Annotated in this window: 17 protein-coding genes; 8 read left to right on the forward strand and 9 right to left on the reverse strand. The window is 72.6% G+C overall.

All coding sequences use genetic code 11. From position 1 onward, the window contains the following. Positions 1-393 precede the first annotated feature (393 nt). From VM636_RS27225 to xylB, 5 genes are all read right to left on the reverse strand, one after another. Positions 394-1917, reverse strand: a complete 1524-nt coding sequence (locus tag VM636_RS27225; RefSeq protein WP_053913173.1) for an aldehyde dehydrogenase family protein — start codon at positions 1915-1917, stop codon at positions 394-396. 234 nt (positions 1918-2151) lie between these two features. Further along, on the reverse strand, positions 2152-3411 hold the full coding sequence (locus VM636_RS27230) for a GAF domain-containing protein (RefSeq protein ID WP_030417648.1): 1260 nt from the start codon (positions 3409-3411) through the stop codon (positions 2152-2154). A gap of 111 nt (positions 3412-3522) precedes the next feature. After that, the gene (locus tag VM636_RS27235; RefSeq protein ID WP_030417647.1) at positions 3523-4212 is read right to left on the reverse strand and encodes an N-acetylmuramoyl-L-alanine amidase; all 690 of its coding nucleotides are present in this window, start codon (positions 4210-4212) and stop codon (positions 3523-3525) included. 507 nt (positions 4213-4719) lie between these two features. Continuing rightward, positions 4720-5928, reverse strand: coding sequence for an ROK family transcriptional regulator (locus tag VM636_RS27240; protein ID WP_030417646.1), 1209 nt, complete (start codon positions 5926-5928; stop codon positions 4720-4722). A 402-nt stretch (positions 5929-6330) separates the two neighbouring features. Beyond that, positions 6331-7776, reverse strand: a complete 1446-nt coding sequence (gene xylB / locus VM636_RS27245; RefSeq protein WP_030417645.1) for a xylulokinase — start codon at positions 7774-7776, stop codon at positions 6331-6333. A gap of 179 nt (positions 7777-7955) precedes the next feature. Between xylB and xylA the strand changes: the two genes are divergently transcribed. From xylA to VM636_RS27265, 4 genes are all read left to right on the forward strand, one after another. Next, positions 7956-9119, forward strand: a complete 1164-nt coding sequence (gene xylA, locus VM636_RS27250; RefSeq protein ID WP_338485928.1) for a xylose isomerase — start codon at positions 7956-7958, stop codon at positions 9117-9119. A 216-nt stretch (positions 9120-9335) separates the two neighbouring features. Continuing rightward, entirely contained in the window at positions 9336-9779 is a 444-nt protein-coding gene (locus VM636_RS27255; protein ID WP_051821113.1) for an NUDIX domain-containing protein, read from the forward strand. A 254-nt stretch (positions 9780-10033) separates the two neighbouring features. Continuing rightward, positions 10034-10216 (forward strand): hypothetical protein, encoded by a 183-nt coding sequence (locus VM636_RS27260; RefSeq protein WP_030417642.1) that lies wholly within the window; start codon positions 10034-10036, stop codon positions 10214-10216. A 327-nt stretch (positions 10217-10543) separates the two neighbouring features. Continuing rightward, positions 10544-11557, forward strand: coding sequence for a linear amide C-N hydrolase (locus tag VM636_RS27265; protein WP_030417641.1), 1014 nt, complete (start codon positions 10544-10546; stop codon positions 11555-11557). A 64-nt stretch (positions 11558-11621) separates the two neighbouring features. Here VM636_RS27265 and VM636_RS27270 read toward each other — a convergent pair whose 3' ends face one another. Continuing rightward, a complete protein-coding gene (locus tag VM636_RS27270; RefSeq protein ID WP_338485929.1) occupies positions 11622-12533 on the reverse strand; it encodes a hypothetical protein in 912 nt (303 codons plus the stop codon). Between the two features lie 300 nt (positions 12534-12833). Here VM636_RS27270 and VM636_RS27275 point away from each other — a divergent pair, with 300 nt between their 5' ends. Beyond that, on the forward strand, positions 12834-13730 hold the full coding sequence (locus VM636_RS27275) for an oxygenase MpaB family protein (protein WP_338485930.1): 897 nt from the start codon (positions 12834-12836) through the stop codon (positions 13728-13730). A 56-nt stretch (positions 13731-13786) separates the two neighbouring features. On the opposite strand, the gene VM636_RS27280 is transcribed toward VM636_RS27275, so the two are convergent. Continuing rightward, positions 13787-14386 carry a methyltransferase domain-containing protein gene (locus VM636_RS27280; RefSeq protein WP_030417638.1) on the reverse strand — a complete coding sequence of 200 codons (600 nt, stop codon included), beginning with the start codon at positions 14384-14386 and terminating at the stop codon, positions 13787-13789. Between the two features lie 361 nt (positions 14387-14747). On the opposite strand from VM636_RS27280, the gene VM636_RS27285 reads away from it, so the two are divergent. Next, positions 14748-15380, forward strand: coding sequence for an ATP/GTP-binding protein (locus VM636_RS27285; RefSeq protein WP_338485931.1), 633 nt, complete (start codon positions 14748-14750; stop codon positions 15378-15380). Positions 15381-15433: 53 nt separating this feature from the next. On the opposite strand, the gene VM636_RS27290 is transcribed toward VM636_RS27285, so the two are convergent. Then, the gene (locus VM636_RS27290; RefSeq protein ID WP_030417636.1) at positions 15434-15862 is read right to left on the reverse strand and encodes a PPOX class F420-dependent oxidoreductase; all 429 of its coding nucleotides are present in this window, start codon (positions 15860-15862) and stop codon (positions 15434-15436) included. Positions 15863-15980: 118 nt separating this feature from the next. On the opposite strand from VM636_RS27290, the gene VM636_RS27295 reads away from it, so the two are divergent. Together VM636_RS27295 and VM636_RS27300 are read left to right on the forward strand one after the other, a co-directional pair. Further along, positions 15981-16394, forward strand: a complete 414-nt coding sequence (locus VM636_RS27295; protein ID WP_030417635.1) for a roadblock/LC7 domain-containing protein — start codon at positions 15981-15983, stop codon at positions 16392-16394. A 139-nt stretch (positions 16395-16533) separates the two neighbouring features. Further along, positions 16534-17616 (forward strand): DUF6397 family protein, encoded by a 1083-nt coding sequence (locus tag VM636_RS27300; RefSeq protein WP_338485932.1) that lies wholly within the window; start codon positions 16534-16536, stop codon positions 17614-17616. Between the two features lies 1 nt (position 17617). Here VM636_RS27300 and VM636_RS27305 read toward each other — a convergent pair whose 3' ends face one another. Then, on the reverse strand, positions 17618-18484 hold the full coding sequence (locus tag VM636_RS27305) for an acyl-CoA thioesterase II (protein ID WP_030417633.1): 867 nt from the start codon (positions 18482-18484) through the stop codon (positions 17618-17620). Between the last annotated feature and the right edge of the window lie 5 nt (positions 18485-18489).

Raw genomic sequence — 18489 nt, forward strand, 5'->3', positions numbered from 1 at the left:
CGGCGGAGGTCATCCATCTCCGGCTCGAGCAGTGCCACTGCCCAAGCGGGGGCGAGGGGTGTCGAATCGGTCGGGGGCAGGTGGGTGTCGTCACGTCCGGCACGGACTGGACCGATGACGGCGAAGCAGCCGAGGTGCACTCACGGCGTCCGGGCGCAGGTCAACCGCCTCATCGAGCAGTCCATGCAGGAGTGGGGCTACGTCAGCCAAGAGGAAGCTTCGGATGGCCGAACCGGGCTCTTGGTCCGTGACTGGTCCGGAAGCAGTGGTCAGGAGCGGGAGGCGTGCGGGAGGAACGGGGAGTCACCGTGCAACCCGGGCCCTGCCGTGAGTGGGTCGCACGAGAGGCGCCTGACGGTCGAAAGGCCAGGTCAGGCGCCTCTTTTCGGGTGTCTAGAAGAAGCCGAGCCGCTTCGGTGAGTACGACACCAGAAGATTCTTCGTCTGCTGGTAGTGCTCCAGCATCATCTTGTGGTTCTCCCGGCCGATGCCCGACTGCTTGTAGCCGCCGAACGCCGCGTGGGCGGGGTACGCGTGGTAGCAGTTGGTCCAGACGCGTCCAGCCTGGATGGCGCGGCCGGCGCGGTACGCGGTGTTGATGTCGCGGGTCCACACCCCCGCGCCCAGACCGTAGAGCGTGTCGTTCGCGGTCTTGATGGCGTCGTCGAAGTCGTCGAAGGACGTGACCGCGACGACCGGGCCGAAGATCTCCTCCTGGAAGATCCGCATCCGGTTGTTGCCCTCGAAGATCGTGGGCTGGACGTAGTAGCCGCCCTTCAGCTCGCCCTCCTGCTCCAGGCGCTCTCCGCCGGTGAGGACCTTGGCACCTTCCCGCCTGCCGATGTCCAGGTAGGAGAGGATCTTCTCCAACTGGTCGTTCGACGCCTGCGCGCCGATCATCGTGTCGGTGTCCAGCGGGTGGCCGGGCGTGATCCGTTCGGTACGGGCGACGGCGGCCTCCATGAACTCGGCGTAGTTGCCGCGCTGGACCAGTGCCCGGGACGGGCAGGTGCAGACCTCCCCCTGGTTCAGGGCGAACATGGTGAAGCCTTCCAGCGCCTTGTCCCGGAAGTCGTCGTCCCGTGCCCACACGTCGTCGAAGAAGATGTTGGGGGACTTGCCGCCCAGCTCCAGCGTGACCGGCTTGATGTTCTCCGAGGCGTACTGCATGATCAGCCGCCCCGTCGTGGTCTCCCCGGTGAACGCCACCTTCGCCACCCGCGGGCTCGACGCGAGCGGCTTGCCCGCCTCCACGCCGAAGCCGTTGACGATGTTGAGGACGCCGGGCGGCAGCAGGTCCGCCACCAGGCTCAGCCAGTAGTGGATCGAGGCCGGTGTCTGCTCGGCGGGCTTCAGCACCACCGCGTTGCCGGCGGCGAGCGCGGGCGCGAGCTTCCAGGTCGCCATCAGGATCGGGAAGTTCCACGGGATGATCTGCGCGACCACGCCCAGCGGCTCGTGGAAGTGGTAGGCGACCGTGTCGTCGTCGACCTCGCCGAGCGAACCCTCCTGGGCCCGGATCACGCCCGCGAAGTACCGGAAGTGGTCGATGGCCAGCGGAATGTCGGCGGCCAGCGTCTCGCGCACCGGCTTGCCGTTCTCCCAGCTCTCGGCGACCGCCAGCTTCTCCAGGTTCGCCTCCATCCGGTCGGCGATCTTGAGCAGGATGCCGGACCGCTCGGCCGCCGGGGTCCGTCCCCAGCCCGGGGCCGCCCCGTGGGCCGCGTCGAGGGCCCGTTCCACGTCCTCCGCCGTACCGCGGGCGACCTCCGTGAACGGCTTCCCGTTGACCGGAGACGGGTTCTCGAAGTACTGCCCTCGCGCCGGCGGCACGTACTCGCCGCCGATGAAGTGGTCGTACCGCGACTGGTAGGAGACGATCGCGCCCTCGGTGCCGGGCGCCGCGTAACGGGTCATCCTGATGCCTCCCTGATCGAGCGCTGCCCGCCGTTGGACAGCTCTCCAGACGAGAGTAGGGAGCCGGACGTTGCGGGGACGTTGCGTCCCTTTCGGGCCGCCGAGGCGGGGGTGCCCGCCGACCGGGAGCTCGCACGGCGGGGCCGGGCCGCCGCGGGTCACCGGGACCCCGCAGGGCGGGGCCGGGCCGCCGTGGGCCGGCCCGGCCTGTCCCCGCGGGCCATCCGCGCCGTGTCACCACCGCCCCGGCGCCGCGAGTTCGGACTCCAGCGCGGCCAGCCGTGACCGGGCCACCGCCGTGGGACGGACGGTGACCAGAGCCCGCCAGACGTCGAGGTCGTCCTCGCCCCAGGGGGCGTGCGCCCAGTCGGCGAGCAGGTCCGGGTCGCCGCGTGCGATCAGCGCGTTGCGCAGGGCGTCGGCGAGCCGGCGACGCGTCCGGACCACGGCCGGGGCCTGCGAGCCCGGCAGCAGCGGACCGGCGTAGGCCGTCGACGCCTCCGTGATCGCCCCGGAGCGCAGCCGCCGCTCGACCACCGCGACGTCGGACTCCACGGGCACGGTGAGCCGGTACGGACGGGACCCCAGCCGCCCGGGACCGAGCACTCCGCGCAGGCGGGCGAGCTCCGCGCGGAGCGTCACCGGGGTCACCCGCTCGTCCTCGTACAGCGCGCACAGCAGTTCGTCTCCGGTAAGCCCCTCGGGGTGCAGGGCCAGCAGGGCGACGATCTCGCTGTGCCGGCGACTGAGCCGGACGCGGCGGCCGTCGACGGTGAGCAGCGCCTCGGTGCGGCCCAGCGCGGCCAGCTCTGCCCGGCCGGTCCCGGGCCGCTCCGGGGCGGACAGCGCGAGATGGGTCTCGGCGGCACGGGCGACCGCCTGCACGAAGCCGAGGCTGTGCGGATGTGCCAGCCCGTCCCCGCCGGTGATGTCCACGGCACCGAGCACCCGCCCCGTCCGAGGATCGTGGATGGGGGCCGCCGCGCACGTCCAGGGCTGGACACGGCGTATGAAGTGCTCGGCCGCGAAGACCTGGACGGGCTTGCCCACGGCGACCGCGGTACCCGGCGCGTTCGTGCCGACCGCCGACTCCGCCCAGCGGGCGCCCGGCACGAAGTTCATGCGGTCCGCCCGGCGCCGGGTCGCCGGATGGCCCTCGACCCAGAGCAGGCTGCCGTGCGCGTCGCACACCGCCAGCAGGTGTTCCCCGTCGGAGGCGAACGTGCCCAGCAGCTCGCGGACCAGCGGCATGACCCGCGCCAGCGGATGATCGGCCCGGTACGCGCTGAGATCGGCGTCCACGAGTTCCACGCTCGCGGTGCCGTCCGGGCCGACCCCCGCCCGCACCGACCGCCGCCAGGACGCGGCCACGACGTCCCGCACGGGCCGTGACACGGTGCCCGCCCGGGTGAAGGTCTCGTGCGCGCGCCGCAGTGTCCGCGCGCGCTCGACGGGGTCGGCCCCCGGTTCCAGAGCCAGCCATGAATCGCTCATCTCGGCCTCCCCGGACGGCGGTGGGACGGTGCAGGACATCGTTACTCCCCGGGTACGCGCGGACAACCTCTCCGGCCGGCCCGGTCACCCGGGCGTGGCGGGCCCGCCGGGTCAGGCGAAGTTCACGAGCCTGATGTAGCGGGTCCAGTCCCACAGAGGACCCGGGTCCGTGTGGTCGCTGCCCGGCACCTCGTGGTGTCCGAGGATGTGGGCCCGGTCCTTGGGGATGCCGTACTTGGTGCAGATCGCGGCGGTGAGCCGGGCCGACTCCTCGTACATGGCGTTGGTGAAGTACTCCGGCCGGTCCACCCAGCCCTCGTGCTCGATTCCGATGCTGCGCGTGTTGTAGTCCCAGTTCCCGGCGTGCCAGGCGATGTCCGTCTCGGAGACACACTGGGCGACGTGCCCGTCGGAGGAACGCACGACGTAGTGCGCGGAGACCTGTCTGTCCGGGTCCCGGAAGATGGACAGGGTGTCGGCGTACGTCTCCTGGGTGACGTGGATGATCACGTAGTCGAGGGGGTAGGCCGCGGGGCGGCTCGACCGGCTGTAGTTGGACGCGTTCGCCGGCTGCCAGTCTGCGGTCGGGTAGTCGACGGCCCGCGACCGGTCGTCTCCCGGCTGCGCGGCCGTGGCCTTCGGCCCGTCGTCCCGGGGCTGGCCCGCGGCGGCGCGGGTGGCGGAGAACAGGGTGTAGGGGACGGTGGCGAGCGCGGCTCCCTTCAGCAGGATGCCGCGTCTGCTCGGCGTAGCGGTCGGTGTCGGTGTCGCTGTCGTGGCCTTCTCCTGTGTCCGTTCCATGTCCCGGTCCATGCGGGCTGCCTTTCGTCGGTGGGGGGGATCAGCCGGGCACTCCGAGTGGTGCGGTGGTGAGGTGCGCTCACTCGGTCTGCCGGGTACCTGATGCGCGGTCACTCTGGCGGTTCGGTGGTGGGGTGGTGCGCGGGCACGCGAAAGCCGGTGTGTTCGTGTGCCGGCGTCGCGCGGTCCGGGCCCTGCGGGAATCACGGTACGGCCAGGGCGGGTTGGGGTGAAGGAGGCGGACCGGTTCCGTGGATGACCGCCGGATTGTGGACAACTCCTTCACCCGATCAGGTGGTTGACGGGCGGTGGGCGAAGGGGTGGGCCGCTGGGCCGACGGGCGGGGGAGTGGCCGATCGCCGCGCTTCCCGCCACGGATGACGAGGTCTCACGGTGCGCCGTGGACGCGCCGACGCCCCGCCCGTCGGCCCAGCGGCGGCTTGTACCACTCGTTCCCGCCGACGGCTTCCACGGGCCGCTCGTCGGCAGCCCGTGCGGGCGGGGCCCTCAGGCCCGCTCGGCCACGGCGGCCGGGTCGTCCAGTACGCCCCGGATCACCGAGTGCGCGGCACCGAGCAGCGGGCCCTGCGGTCCCAGGCCGGACACGGACACCCGGCAGGCGGGACCGGCGGTGCGGCGGGACAGTTCCTCGCGCAGCGACGGCAGCAGCCACGGCGCGACCGCGGCGAGAGCGCCGCCGAGCAGCACGGCCTCGGGGTCCAGCAGGTTCACCGCGCCGGTCAGCGCGATGCCGAGCGCGGTGCCGGCCTCGCGCAGTGCGCGTCGTACGTTCTCGTCGCCCTCCGCCGCGCGCCCGGCGAGGACCCCGACCCGGTCCTCGCCGGGTTCCAGACCGGCGGCGCGCAGTACCGCCTTCTCGCCCGCGTACTGCTCCAGGCACCCGCGCCCGCCACAGGCGCACTCCGGTCCGTCGGGCCGGACCGGGACGTGCCCCAGCTCTCCCGCGAAGCCACGGGTCCCGCGCAGCAGCCGCCCGTCGACCACCACGGCCCCGCCGATGCCGATCTCCGCCGAGACGTGGAGGAAGTCGCGCGGCGTGCCGTCACCGAGCCACAGTTCGGCCAGCGCGCCGAAGTTCGCCTCGTTGTCCACGGTCAGCGGCGGGTCCGACGGCAGGAGGGCGGCCAGGTCGGTGTCGTGCCAGTCGAGGTTCGGGGCGTGTACGACGGTCCTCGCGTCACGGGCGACGAGGCCGGGCACGGCCACGGCGAGTCCGGCGGGCCACAGTCCCTCGGCCTCGGCCGCGGCGGCGACACGCCGTACGAGGCCGGTGAGTTCCTCGACGACCGACTCGGCAGACCGCCCTCTGTTGCTGCCGTACCGCACGGCCCGCGACCGCACAGTGCCCCGCAGGTCGACCGCGCAGACCGCGAGGTGGTCGACGCCGACCTCCGCGCCGATCCCCGCCGGCCCGTGTGCGCTGAGAGCGAGTGCCCACCCGGGGCGGCCCACCCGGGAGGGGCGCTCGGGGCCCAGTTCCTCCAGCAGGCCGGAGCGGATGAGTTCGTCCACGAGGGTCGACACCGCCGCCCGGGTCAGCCCGATCCGGGCGGCGACGCCGGCGCGGGACAGGGGTCCCTCGGCGCTGACGGCGTGCATCACGCGCGCGAGGTTGCGGCGACGCATCCCCCGCTGGGTGTCCGGCAGACCTCGTCCGGGACGGGCCGGGTGGGATGCGTTCGACGGTGCGGTCATGCCTGTGTCAGTCCTCGGTCGTCTCTCGGGCCCGCGTCCGCGGCGAACGCCACACGGGTCTGTTCGTAGGGGCTGGCGGTCCGAACTCCGTGGCGCCCGGCCGAGCGGCGAACGGTGCCGTCCTTCCGTCGCGAGAGCGCCACCGCGGACGAGACCGGCGGCGCGGGCGAGCGGACCCACACCGTGAAGCCGCGGGCACGCGCGGGCGAGTGTCCACGGAGTGCGGAAGCCCATGCTCTGTTGCCCGTCGCCGTCGCCGTCGGCTGCCTCGCGTCTGCCACGCCGGGCGGCGGAGGACCACTTCCGGCCTCACGCCGGTCACCGCGCGGAGGGCAGCGTCCGAACCGGCCGCCACGGTCACTCCTCGCCGGCGCCCGGCGTGGCGCCCGTGGCGGCCCACCGTCACCGGCTGCCGGGACGCCGTCCCACCAGCGGAGTGGTGTCCGAGAGCACCCCGGCGATCCTGTCCAGCGTCGCGTCGTCGCGCTCCACCGGGTCGAGCACCGGTCCCGCGGCGGTGTTCCAGCGCCGGGCGACCGCCGCCGGGTCCTCCCCGGTCAGCAGTCCGGCCGCCTGCGCGGCGGCCCCGAGCGCCACCAGCTCCCGCGCCTCCGGGATCTGGACCGGGCGGCCCGACAGGCGCCGTACCGTCTGCTGCCAGGCGGCCCCGCGCGAACCACCGCCGATCAGCAGGAGCGGAGCGGCGGGGTCCGCGTCCCCGTCGAGAACGAGGCCGAGGGCCCCGAGCAGCGAGTGGACGGCGCCGTCGTACGCGGCCTGGAGGAGCTGGCCGGCCGTCGTGTCATGACGCAGTCCGTACAGCAGGCCGGAGGCGTGGGGGAGGTTCGGGGTGCGTTCGCCGTCCAGGAAGGGCAGCAGCGTGACGTCCGTGCCGGGTTCGACGGCTTCCCGGTCCAGCCCCAGGAGGGCCGCGATCCGGTCGACGGCGAGCGTGCAGTTCAGGGTGCAGGCCAGCGGCAGCCAGTCGCCCCGCGCGTCGGCGAAGCCCGCCACGGTGCCGGTCGGATCGGCCGGGCGGTGCCGCGAGACGGCGTACACCGTGCCCGAGGTGCCGAGACTCATCACCGGTACGCCGGGACGCAGGCCGAGGCCCAGGGCGGCCGCGGCGTTGTCACCGGTACCGGCGGCGACGAGGGTCCCCTTCGAGAAGGGCAGGCCCTCCGTGTCCCGGACCGTGCCCGCCACCTCGCCGGACCGTACGACACGCGGAAGCAGCGCCGGATCGAGCCCCACGCGCGCGAGGATCTCCTCGTCGTACGACTCCGTCCCCGACGACCACCAGCCGGTACCGGAGGCGTCGCCGCGGTCGGTGGTCCCCTGACCCGTCAGCCGCTCCGTGAGGTAATCGTGCGGCAGACGCACCGCCTTGGTCCGCCGCACGGCGTCCGGCTCGTGTTCGGCCAGCCACGCCCACTTGGTGACCGTGAAGGACGCGCTGGGCACGCTGCCCGCGCGCTCGGCCCATGCCTTGGGGCCGCCCAGTTCCTCGACCAGGAGGCGGGCCTGCGGCGCCGAGCGCACGTCGTTCCAGAGCAGAGCGGGGCGCACCGGCTCGCCGTCGGCGTCCAGGGTGACGAGTCCGTGCTGCTGCCCGCCGATCGAGACCGCGGCGGCCTCGCGGGCGGCGTCGCCGCACTGGCCGAGGGCCTCGCCCAGGGCGTCCCACCACTGGCGCGGGTCGCTCTCCCGGCCGGCCCCGGTGGACACGGTGTGCCGCGCCTGTCCGGAGGCGACGACCCGCCCGGTGGACGTGTCGACGACCAGCGCCTTGGTGGACTGGGTGGACGAGTCCACACCGACGACGAGCGGACCCTCGGGTGCTGACATCGGGCTACTCCCTCTTCCGGGTTCTCGGGGCCGTTGGCCTGGGTTTCGTCGTGCTGCCGGGCTGGCCGGCCCGGAATCCGCTCCATCGGGGACACCGTGTCCCTTCCCAGGGGTGCGTCTGCATACTAATTTGTAAACTGCCATGACGAAATAGACGTCAGCGAGTAAGGAGCCGCGGAATGAACTACCAGCCCACTCCCGAAGACAGGTTCACGTTCGGTCTGTGGACGGTCGGCTGGCAGGGCCGTGACCCGTTCGGCGACGCGACACGACGGGCCCTGGACCCGGTGGAGTCGGTGCACCGGCTGGCCGAACTGGGCGCTCACGGCGTCACGTTCCACGACGACGACCTGATCCCCTTCGGCTCGTCCGACAGCGAGCGGCAGGGGCACATCAAGCGGTTCCGCCAGGCGCTGGACGCCACCGGCATGAAGGTGCCGATGGCGACGACGAACCTCTTCACGCACCCCGTGTTCAAGGACGGCGCATTCACCGCGAACGACCGCGACGTGCGCCGCTACGCACTGCGCAAGACCCTCCGCAACATCGACCTGGCGGCGGAGCTGGGCGCGAGCGTCTACGTCGCCTGGGGTGGCCGCGAGGGGGCCGAATCAGGTGCGGCCAAGGACGTCCGCGACGCGCTGGAACGCATGAAGGAAGCCTTCGACCTGCTCGGCGAGTACGTCACCTCCCAGGGCTACGGCCTGAGGTTCGCCATCGAGCCCAAGCCGAACGAGCCCCGCGGCGACATCCTCCTGCCCACCGTGGGCCACGCGCTGGCGTTCATCGAGCGCCTGGAGCGCCCGGAGCTGTACGGGGTGAACCCGGAGGTCGGCCACGAGCAGATGGCCGGGCTGAACTTCCCGCACGGCATCGCCCAGGCACTGTGGGCGGGCAAGCTGTTCCACATCGACCTCAACGGCCAGTCCGGTATCAAGTACGACCAGGACCTGCGCTTCGGGGCGGGCGACCTGCGATCCGCGTTCTGGCTCGTCGACCTCCTGGAACAGGCCGGGTACGCGGGCCCGCGGCACTTCGACTTCAAGCCGCCGCGGACGGAGGACCTCGACGGCGTGTGGGCCTCCGCAGCCGGCTGCATGCGCAACTACCTCATCCTCAAGGACCGGGCCGCCGCCTTCCGCGCCGACCCGGCCGTGCGGGAAGCCCTCGCCGCCGCCCGGCTCGACGACCTCGCCCGGCCCACCGCCGAGGACGGGCTGGCCGCACTGCTCGCCGACCCCTCCGCCTTCGAGGCCTTCGACGCCGAGGCCGCGGCGGCGCGCGGGATGGCGTTCGAGCACCTCGACCAGCTCGCCATGGACCACCTCATGGGCGTCCGCTGACCGACCCGCCCTTGCGGCGCAGCGCCGCTCCGAACACGCCTCTGGGCGGGCCGGGGCGGCGCTCGCGTCCTCGGCCCCGGCACGTCGGCCCCGGCACGTCGGCCCGACACGCCGGGCCGACGGCCGTGGGCGGGTGGCACGCGCGCGTGGAGCGTGGTCATGGCCCCCAAAGGGTCCTGATCACCGCCCCTCGAAGGGTCCTGAAAGGATGGCCTCATGACACGAGAGAGCGGAGTGACGACGGACCCGGGCCTCGGCGGGGCAGAGCCACTGGTCGTCATCGCGGCGGTGATCATCCAGCACGGACGGCTGCTGGTCGTGAGCAAGCGGGCGGCCCCGGACGTCTTCTACCTCCCCGGGGGCAAGCCCGACCCCGGGGAGGAGCCCCTGGAAGCACTGATCCGTGAACTGGACGAGGAACTCGGCGTCGAACCCCTCGAACCCCGCCTCCTGGAGCACGTCGAATCCGTGGCCGCCCTGGAGGGCGTGCCGCTGCGCCTGACCGTCTTCCAGGCAGGCATCGACCGTGCTCCCCGGCCGGCCGCCGAACTCGCCCACATGAAGTGGATCACCGGAGACGAACCGGACGTCCACCTCTCGCCCGCCCTCACGGACCACGTCCTGCCCCTCCTGCGTCGAAGCGGTGCCCTCGCCCCCTGAGCCGGCGCCCTTCCGGACCGGAGGACGGACCGTACCCCCTGCGGGGGCGCGCGGACGGCGGGTTCCGAGTCACCATGGCGGTGGAGAGTTGCGGGCGAGTACCACCGGACGGTTCTCCGGACCGTCCCCGCGGGCATCTCAGGGGTGTCTGAGGGACGCCTCAGGGATGTCTCAGGGTCGCCGCACGGAACCGCGGGCGGCGCGGGCCCGTTTTCAGGACAGAGAGCGGCACAGGCCGCGAAGGAGGCGACACCATGTCGAACAACGCCAAGATCGCCGCAGGGGGTGTGGCGGTCGGTCTCATCCTGTTGATCTGGCTGCCCTGGTGGGCCGCCCTGCTGATCGTCCTCGGAGTTCCGGCCGCCGCGTACCTCGCGCTGGACCCCGCGCAGCGTCGCCGGCTGCGCCGAGTCACCCGCAAGGAGATCGGCCGCTGACCGCTTGACCGGCGGGTCGCCGGAACGGGCCGTCTCGGGGCCGCGCGCGCCGGTTCTCCTCACGTGGGCCGGAGGGGACCGGCGCGGGGGCCCCGCGGCAGGCGACGCGCGCGCCTGAGCCGGTGAGGACACGCGCCTGAGCCAGTGAGGACACCAGGAGCCCGCGCGTGCGGGCTGCCAGGAGATCGCCCGACCCGTGGCGGGCATCCGGAGGACCGCACTCGCCCATCCATGTACGTCTGCCCCGGCCACCGTGCCGGGGAGGAGCCGACAGGGAAGGGCTGTGGGCGCAGTGCACCCCCACCCTCCGGAGACAAGGGGCCCACCATGTGTACGCGGGTTCTGTGGAACGACAACGATCTCGCCGTGCTGTCCGGCCGGACGATGGACTGGCCCGAGTCGACCGACCCCGTGCTCACCGTCCTGCCGCAGGGACTGGAGCGCCACGGCGGCGAACTGGGCGGCGAGACCGTCGTCGCGGACAACCCGCTCACCTGGACGAGCAGACTCGGCAGCCTCGTGACGACCGTCTACGGCGCCGGCACGGTCGACGGCCTGAACGAGCGCGGCCTCGCCGCCCACATGCTCTACCTGGACATCACCGAACTCGCCCCACGCGATCCCGCCCGGCCCGGACTGCACATGGGCCTGTGGATCCAGTACCTCCTCGACAACGCCGCCACCGTCGAGGAAGCCCTCGCCCTCCTGGACACCTTCCAGCTCGTCATGATCGAGATGAACGGCTTCGCGGCCACGGTCCACGTCGCCCTCGAGGACGCCCGGGGCGACTCGGCGATCATCGAGCACATCGCGGGCGAGCAGGTCGTGCACCACGACCGCTCCTACACCGTCATGACCAACGCGCCCGCCTACGACGAGCAGCGCCGCCTGCTGCGGGAACAGGTGCGCAAGGCGCGCGAGCTGGGCTACGACCAGGCCGCCAGCGACGTCCCCCTGCCGGGCAACGTGAACCCCGTCGACCGCTTCCAGCGCGCCGCCTACTTCCGCGCCCTGCTGCCGAAACCGGAGAACGAGCGGCAGGCCGTCGCCTCCGTGCTCGCGATCACCCGCAACGCCTCCGTACCCTTCGGAGCCCCGTACGCCTCGGGCAGGTTCGCGGTCTACAACACCGAGTACCGCACGGTGTGCGACCTGACCCACCGGCGGTACTTCTTCGAGCTGAGCACCAGCCCGAACCTGCTGTGGACGGAACTGGACGCCTTCGACCTCTCGCCCGGCGCGCCCGTGATGACGCTCGACCCCGACGACATCCACCTGTCCGGCAACGTCTCGGACACGTACACCCGGGCACCGGACCCCTTCGCTCCGGCCGGCCGGTGACCTCATAGGGGTGGCCGAGGGCCACCGGGTTGCCGGGCCTCGGCTCGGAGCCGCCCGAGCGGGATCAGCTCGGGCGGACCGCCATCTCGTCCAGCGCCGCCAGAAGGCCGGGCAGCTCCGGGCCGCGTCCTACCGGCAGGACTTCGCCGGGCTCCTCGTCCAGCAGCACGAACGCGATGTCGTCCGTCCTCGCCACCAGCGACCAGCCGGGGCCGTCCGCCCGCAGCGTGCGCGCCTCGCCCGGCGCGAACGACGACCGGACCCTGCCGAGCGGCGGTGGCGTGTCGATGTAGGCACGTGCCTCCGCGAGTACCCGCCGGACGCCTTCGTGCCCGCCGGCGACGGCTCCCTCCGGGGCGCCCGCTCCCTTTGCCGAGGAAGCTGCCACAGCCACCTCATGCCCGTCGTCGGCCCCCTGGGCCGCGGCCCGGCCGCGACCGTCACCGGACACGGCGGCCCCCTCCGGGACCGGGAAATCGGCGTCGTCGACCTGCGCCCGCCACTGCGCCCACTGCATGGCGATCTCGTCGGCGCCGAGACGCCGCTGCGCGGGCCCCCAACCCGTGGTGTCGGGCGGCGTCAACGCGGCACCGTCCCCCGCCTCGGGAGCCGGATCGTGCGGGGCGGGTACGCCGGGCGCGGCCACCGCGACCGCGAGCGGCCAGCCCGGCAGCGCCACGACGACCGATCTCTCGTCCGGCGACAGGTCGTACTCCATACCGCAGTCCCAGGACGCCACGGCGACCGCCACCAGGGACACGTCGTCGATCACGACCGTCCATCGGGCGCCGTCACCGTCCTGGCCGAGCACGAGACCGTAGCCGTCGGCCACCGGCGTCAGACCGAGCGCCGCACATGCCTCCGGATAGTCGTCGCCCAGCACACTGGGGAACTTCGCCGGTGTCAGCAACACCGCCGTCAGCACATAGAGCGCATCGTCCCCGGCGGCGACGGCATCCTCTTGTGTATCGGCCATCCCAGCCTCCCCGTCGGTTCCGTCAACGGCGCGCACCCTAGTGCGAGCGGGAGCCGATTGTCACGACTTCCCGGCACGCCCGGACCGCGCGAACCTTGCCCGGCTGCGAACGACACGCCCGGCCGCGCGTGTCGTGACGCCGAGCCGCCGGAGCACGGGAACAGGGACAACGCCGTGTCCGCCGACGCGCGCGGCAGCCGGCACCAGGGGGCGAGACCCCGCGAAGCGATGAACGCCGACCGTGCATCTCCCGCTACGCAACGTAGAGTTGGAGTTCCACGGCTGAAGGGGACGGACAGGGTGAAGCGCTTCGCACGGCTGGAACAGATCCGGCGGATGGACCCGCATCGAGAAGCCTGGGAAATCTACCGGCTCTCCTCCGCCTACGAGTTCCCCTGGGACTTCACCCGCGCCCTGGAACTGGCCCTCTACCGCACCTACGCCGTCCCCGGTATCGGCCGGCTGCTCGCCGAGACCGCCGAGCTCACCGACCGGAGCCAGAAGCGCTACGACGACACCACCCTGCTCCTCGACGCCGTCGTCGAGCACGGCTTCGCCAGTGTGCAGGGACGCACCGCGATCCGCCGGATCAACCAGATGCACCGCAGTTACGACATCACCAACGACGACATGCGCTATGTCCTCTGCACCTTCGTCGTCATGCCCAAACGCTGGATCGACGCGTACGGCTGGCGCCGGATGTCCCGCCACGAGACCGTCGCCGCCGCCGTCTACTACCGCACACTGGGCCGCCACATGGGGATCAAGGACATCCCCGAGAGCTATGAGGAGTTCGAGAGCCACCTCGATGCCTACGAGGACGCCCACTTCGGGTGGGACGAGGGCGCGCGACGCGTCTCCGACGCCACCCTCGACCTCATGGCCTCCTGGTACCCGCGGCCCCTGGCCCCCGCGCTGCGCACCGGGACACTGGCGCTGCTCGACGAGTCCCTGCTGAGAGCCTTCCGCTACGACGCGCCGAGCCCCGCCACCCGGGCCTTCGTCCGGCGTGCCATGCGTCTGCGCGGGCGTGCCGTGCGTTTGCTGCCCCCTCGGCGTGTCCCGCACCACGCCCGGCAGAACCGGGAGATCAAGGGCTATCCGAACGGCTACCGGGTGGCCGAGCTGGGCACCCACCCGGTCCCCGGCACGGGTGGCTGTCCCGTACGCCACCTCGGGTCGGCGCCCGCCGACTGACCTCACGGCACCGGACCCCTCCCGAACCGCCGGAGCACCCGTCGACGCGTGGGCCGTCAGCCCTCGCGGGCGGCCAGGGCGAGGAACCGGGCGTCCTCGTCCGCGTACGACGTCATGCGCCACCCGGAACCGGCCAGCAGCGGGCGGAGATTGTGCTCCGCGCGCAAGTCGGCCGACGTGAGCCGGCGCCCCTGGCGGGCCGCCAACGCCGCCCTGCCGATCGGGTGGAAGAGCGCGAGCACGCCACCAGGGCGTACGACGCGGGCCAACTCGCGCAGGTTCGCCGACGGATCGGGCAGGTGGGCGACCAGGCCCGCCGCGAACACGGCGTCGCACGCCCCGGTGCGCAGCGGGAGCGCGGCGACGTCGGCGAGCAGCAGTGCCCCGTCGCGCTCCCGCCCGGCACGGACGGCTGCCTGGAGCATGGCCGGTGTCAGGTCGGCTCCGACGACCACGCCCGAGGGGCCCACCGCGGCTCGCAGCGAGGCAAGCGCGCGTCCGGTGCCGCACCCCGCGTCGAGGACGTGGTCTCCCTCGCGCAGGCCCATGTCGGCGACCGCGCCGGCGTAGGCCGGGCCGTCGTCGGGGAACCGGCGGTCCCAGTCGGTGGCACGGGCGGTGAAGAACTCCCGGACGTGGGTGTGGTCGTGGCTCATGCACCGCATGATCCCCCATCGGCGGCACCCGCACGCGCGCGTACCGCGCGAGACGAGGAGTGGAGGACGAGGGATGAGGGGGCGCGAAGGCCGAACCCCTCGCCGGGCCCGTGAACACCGGTGATCATTAGCGGCATATCTTTGCCTGCTTCTGTACTGCTCTATGCGTCGATCGGTCATCGAATGATCGTCGAGGTGGACAGAAGAGGCGCGAAGTGGTCGCACCGTGCGCGGAAGGCCCTGGGTTGTCATCATGCAGGCGTCCCGCACCGGGGCCGGGGCCGCACAGGACGCCGAGCGGGGCCCCGGGCAGGTACGCACGTGCGTCGACCGTTGCCCGCACTCCCGAGAGAAGTGATCGATGGTCCCCGAGCACCCCGGCACCCCCGCCGCCGGCCTGAACGTTCTGACGCTGAAGATCCTGGTCGCCGGGGGGTTCGGCGTCGGGAAGACCACCCTGGTGGACGCGGTCAGCGAGATCAGGCCGGTACACACGGAGGAACCGCACGGCACGACGCGGTGGCCCCTCACCGGCGCCCGCGGCGCGTACGGAACCGACCCGCGCCCCGCCACCGGCGAGAAGACCACCACGACGGTCGCCATGGACTTCGGGCGCATCGGCATGCTGCCCGACCTGTTCCTCTACCTCTTCGGCACGCCCGGCCGGGACCGGTTCCGGTTCCTCTGGGACACGCTGGCACAAGGCGCCCTCGGCGCGGTCGTCCTCGCGGACACCCGGCGACTGCAGGACTGCTTCCCCGCCGTGGACTACTTCGAGCAGCGGCGCGTCCCGTTCGTCGTGGCCGTCAACCACTTCACAGGAGCCCTCCGCTACGCCGCCCCCGACATCCGGCGCGCCCTCGACCTGGACACCGGGACCCCGGTGGTGTTCTGCGACGCACGGGACCGTGACTCGGGGAAACACGTGCTCAGCAGCCTCGTCGAGTACGCCGGGCGCGTACACACCGCCCGGCTCCTCGACTCCGTCCGCTGACGCGCACGAGCTCGCGGGGCCGGTACCCGGACACGCCCCCGGCGGACGACTGTTCAGTCCGCCACGGCGCTCAGCGCCACGACCTTGTCGACGGACACGCGCACGAGAAGCTCCCCCGGAACCCCGTTGCGGGCACCGAACTCCCCGGCACGCTCCTCTCCCATGTAACGGGCCGCGATCCGGGTGGCCCAGTGCCGCAGGTCGTCGAGATCCTCCGAGAGGCGGGCACGCCCCTGGAGCACGACGAACGCGAACGGCGGCCGGTCGTCGTCCACGCACAAGGCCACCCGTCCGTCCCGGAGCAGATTGCGCCCCTTGACGGTCTCCTTGCCGGTGTTGAACACCACCTCGTCACCGTCCAGCACGAACCAGATCGGTGCCACGTGCGGACTGCCGTCGGCACGCACGGTCGAGAGTTTCGCCGTGCGGGTGCCGTCCGAGACGAAGGCCCGCCACTGCTCCTCGGTCATCTTCTCTGCCATACCAGCATCCTCCTTGCCGCGAGCCGGACCGTGGTGAAGGCTGGCGGACAGAACCCCCGGCCGGGGGAGACCGCACGGCAGGGGAAGACGTACGGGGACCACAGGGGGGAGACCGAACATGGCGGAGAAGCATGGGCTCGGCTGGCTGCTGGACGATCTGACCGAGCGTGTCGCGCACGTGCGGCACGCGCTCATCCTGTCCAACGACGGGCTGGTGACCGGCGCGAGCACCAGCCTGCGACAGGAGGACGCCGAACACCTCGCGGCCGTCTCGTCCGGACTGCACAGCCTCGCCAAGGGATCGGGGCGCCACTTCGGAGCGGGCGGGGTCCGGCAGACGATGGTCGAGTTCGACGACGCCCTGCTGTTCGTCACGGCCGCGGGGGCGGGAAGCTGCCTGTGCGTGCTCAGCGGCGCCGAGTCCGACATAGGGCGGGTCGCCTACGAGATGACGTTACTCGTCAACCGGGTCGGCGAGCATCTCGACATCGATGCCCGCCGGCCCGGACAGACACCTCCCGCAACGCCCTGACCAGGCGATTCACGGATCGGGCGGAGGCTGGTACGGAGTTGTCCACAGGCAGCCCCCGGATCTCGCGGCGGCGGCTACGGTCTTGTACCAGGCAGTCGCGGACCGCGTCGGCCGGCACACTCCACGGGGGAGACCAGCCATGTCCAAAAACACCGTCACACACGAGAGCACGGCTCTCGCCGAACAGATCACCGCCGCCCGCGACGACTCGGTCGCACCGAGCCGGGCGGCGAGAGAACTGGGCCTCAAGCGGATCGAGTGGGACATCGCCGTCCAGCAGGGACGGGTCCGCACCGTGTCCGACGAGACGGAGCGCGGCCGGCGTCGCGTGACCCGTGCCGAGATCGAACGGCTTCGTGCCGAGGAAGGATTCCCCGAAGCGCTGCGCGAGGAGGTGCGCACCGTGGGGACCACGGAGGGCGCGGCCCTCATGGAGATCACGAAAGCCCGGTTCACGCGCCTCGCCCGGCTGGGGCTGCTCGTGCCCGTCGCCTTCCACCTCAACCGCTACCGGGCGGTGGTCTGGCTGTACCGGGCCGAGGACCTGCGGCAGTTCGCCGCCGACGAGAGGAACACCGCCCTGCTCCGGCGACGCATGCCCGAGGGACTGCGGGAGCAGTTGGACGCGGGGCTGGACCTGCGCCCCCGCAACTGGCGGGGCGGGTACCTGGGCCGTCTGCTCCGCCAGTGCGAAACACCGTGGCAACGGGCGGCGGCCGTCGCCTCCCTGCTGGACCCGGTCCACGTCTCGGACGTCGTCAAGGACCCCCACGAGCGCTCCCACCTCCACGCGCTCCGCCCGGCGTCCCCGGCCCAGGGCCCACCGGGTTCCCCGGCGGCACACATCATCGAGTCGATCACGACCGCCGGCGAAGGCGACGAGACCGACTGGCTCCGGGCCGACCTGGCCGCCGAGACCGGAACCGCCCGGCGGCACAGTCCGGCACCCCGCCCGCTGCCGGAGCTCCGCGCACCCCGCCGGGCACGCCTCGGGACGGTACCGGCACACGTCCACCGCCCCCACCCCTGGACCGTCCACGTCGGACACCCGCAGCTCCCGGCGCCCCGGCCGGGGCCGCCGGCCCGCGCCGACCGCCCGGCCCCACGTCCGGCGTCACATCCGGCGGCCCCCGGGCGCCGCCGGGCACCGGCCCGACCGTCGCACCGGCACGGGGGAGCACTCCGTGTGCTGCTGGGCCGGCTGCGGCGCGGACGTTCCTGACCTACTGGGCGCGGAACAGCCCTTCCTGCACGACGGAGACCAGCAGACGCCCCTGCGTGTCGTAGATCTGGCCGCGGGCCAGGCCACGCCCGCCGACCGCGATCGGCGACTCCTGGTCGTACAGGAACCACTCGTCGGCACGGAACGGCCGGTGGAACCACATGGCGTGGTCCAACGAGGCCATGTCGAAGCCCCGCTGTCCCCACAGGGGCTCCACCGGGATGCGCACGGCGTCCAGGAGTGTCATGTCGCTGGCGTACGTGAGGGCGCAGGTGTGCACGAGCGGGTCGTCGCCGAGCGGCCCGACCGCGCGCATCCACACCGCGCTGCGCGCCTCGGCGCCCTTCACCTCCTCCGGGCTCCACCGCAGCCGGTCCGCGTAACGGATGTCGAAGGGCTGACGGCGGGCCATCCGCTCCAACTGGTCCGGCAACGCGCCCAGATGCGCCCGGATCTCCTCGGCGACCGTCGGCAGCGACTCGGGCCCCGGAACCTCCCGGGAGGGTGGCCGCTGGTGCTCGAAACTCCCCTCCTCAGGCTGGTGAAAGGAAGCGGTCAGATTGAAGATCGTACGACCCTGCTGCACGGCCGTGACCCGCCGCGTCGTGAACGACCGCCCGTCCCGCACCCGTTCCACCTGGTACACGATCGGCACCCCCGGACGGCCGGGACGCAGGAAGTACGCGTGCAGTGAGTGCACGGGACGGTCGGCCTGGGTGGTGCGGCCCGCCGCGACCAGCGCCTGGCCCGCCACCTGGCCCCCGAAGACCCGTTGGAGGGACTCGTCGGGGCTGCGGCCACGGAAGATGTCGACCTCGATCCGCTCCAGGTCGAGCAGGGAGACGAGGCTCTCGGCCGGGTTCGTCATGGGTC

It is taken from the genome of Streptomyces sp. SCSIO 75703, from assembly GCF_036607905.1.
GTDB lineage: Bacteria > Actinomycetota > Actinomycetes > Streptomycetales > Streptomycetaceae > Streptomyces.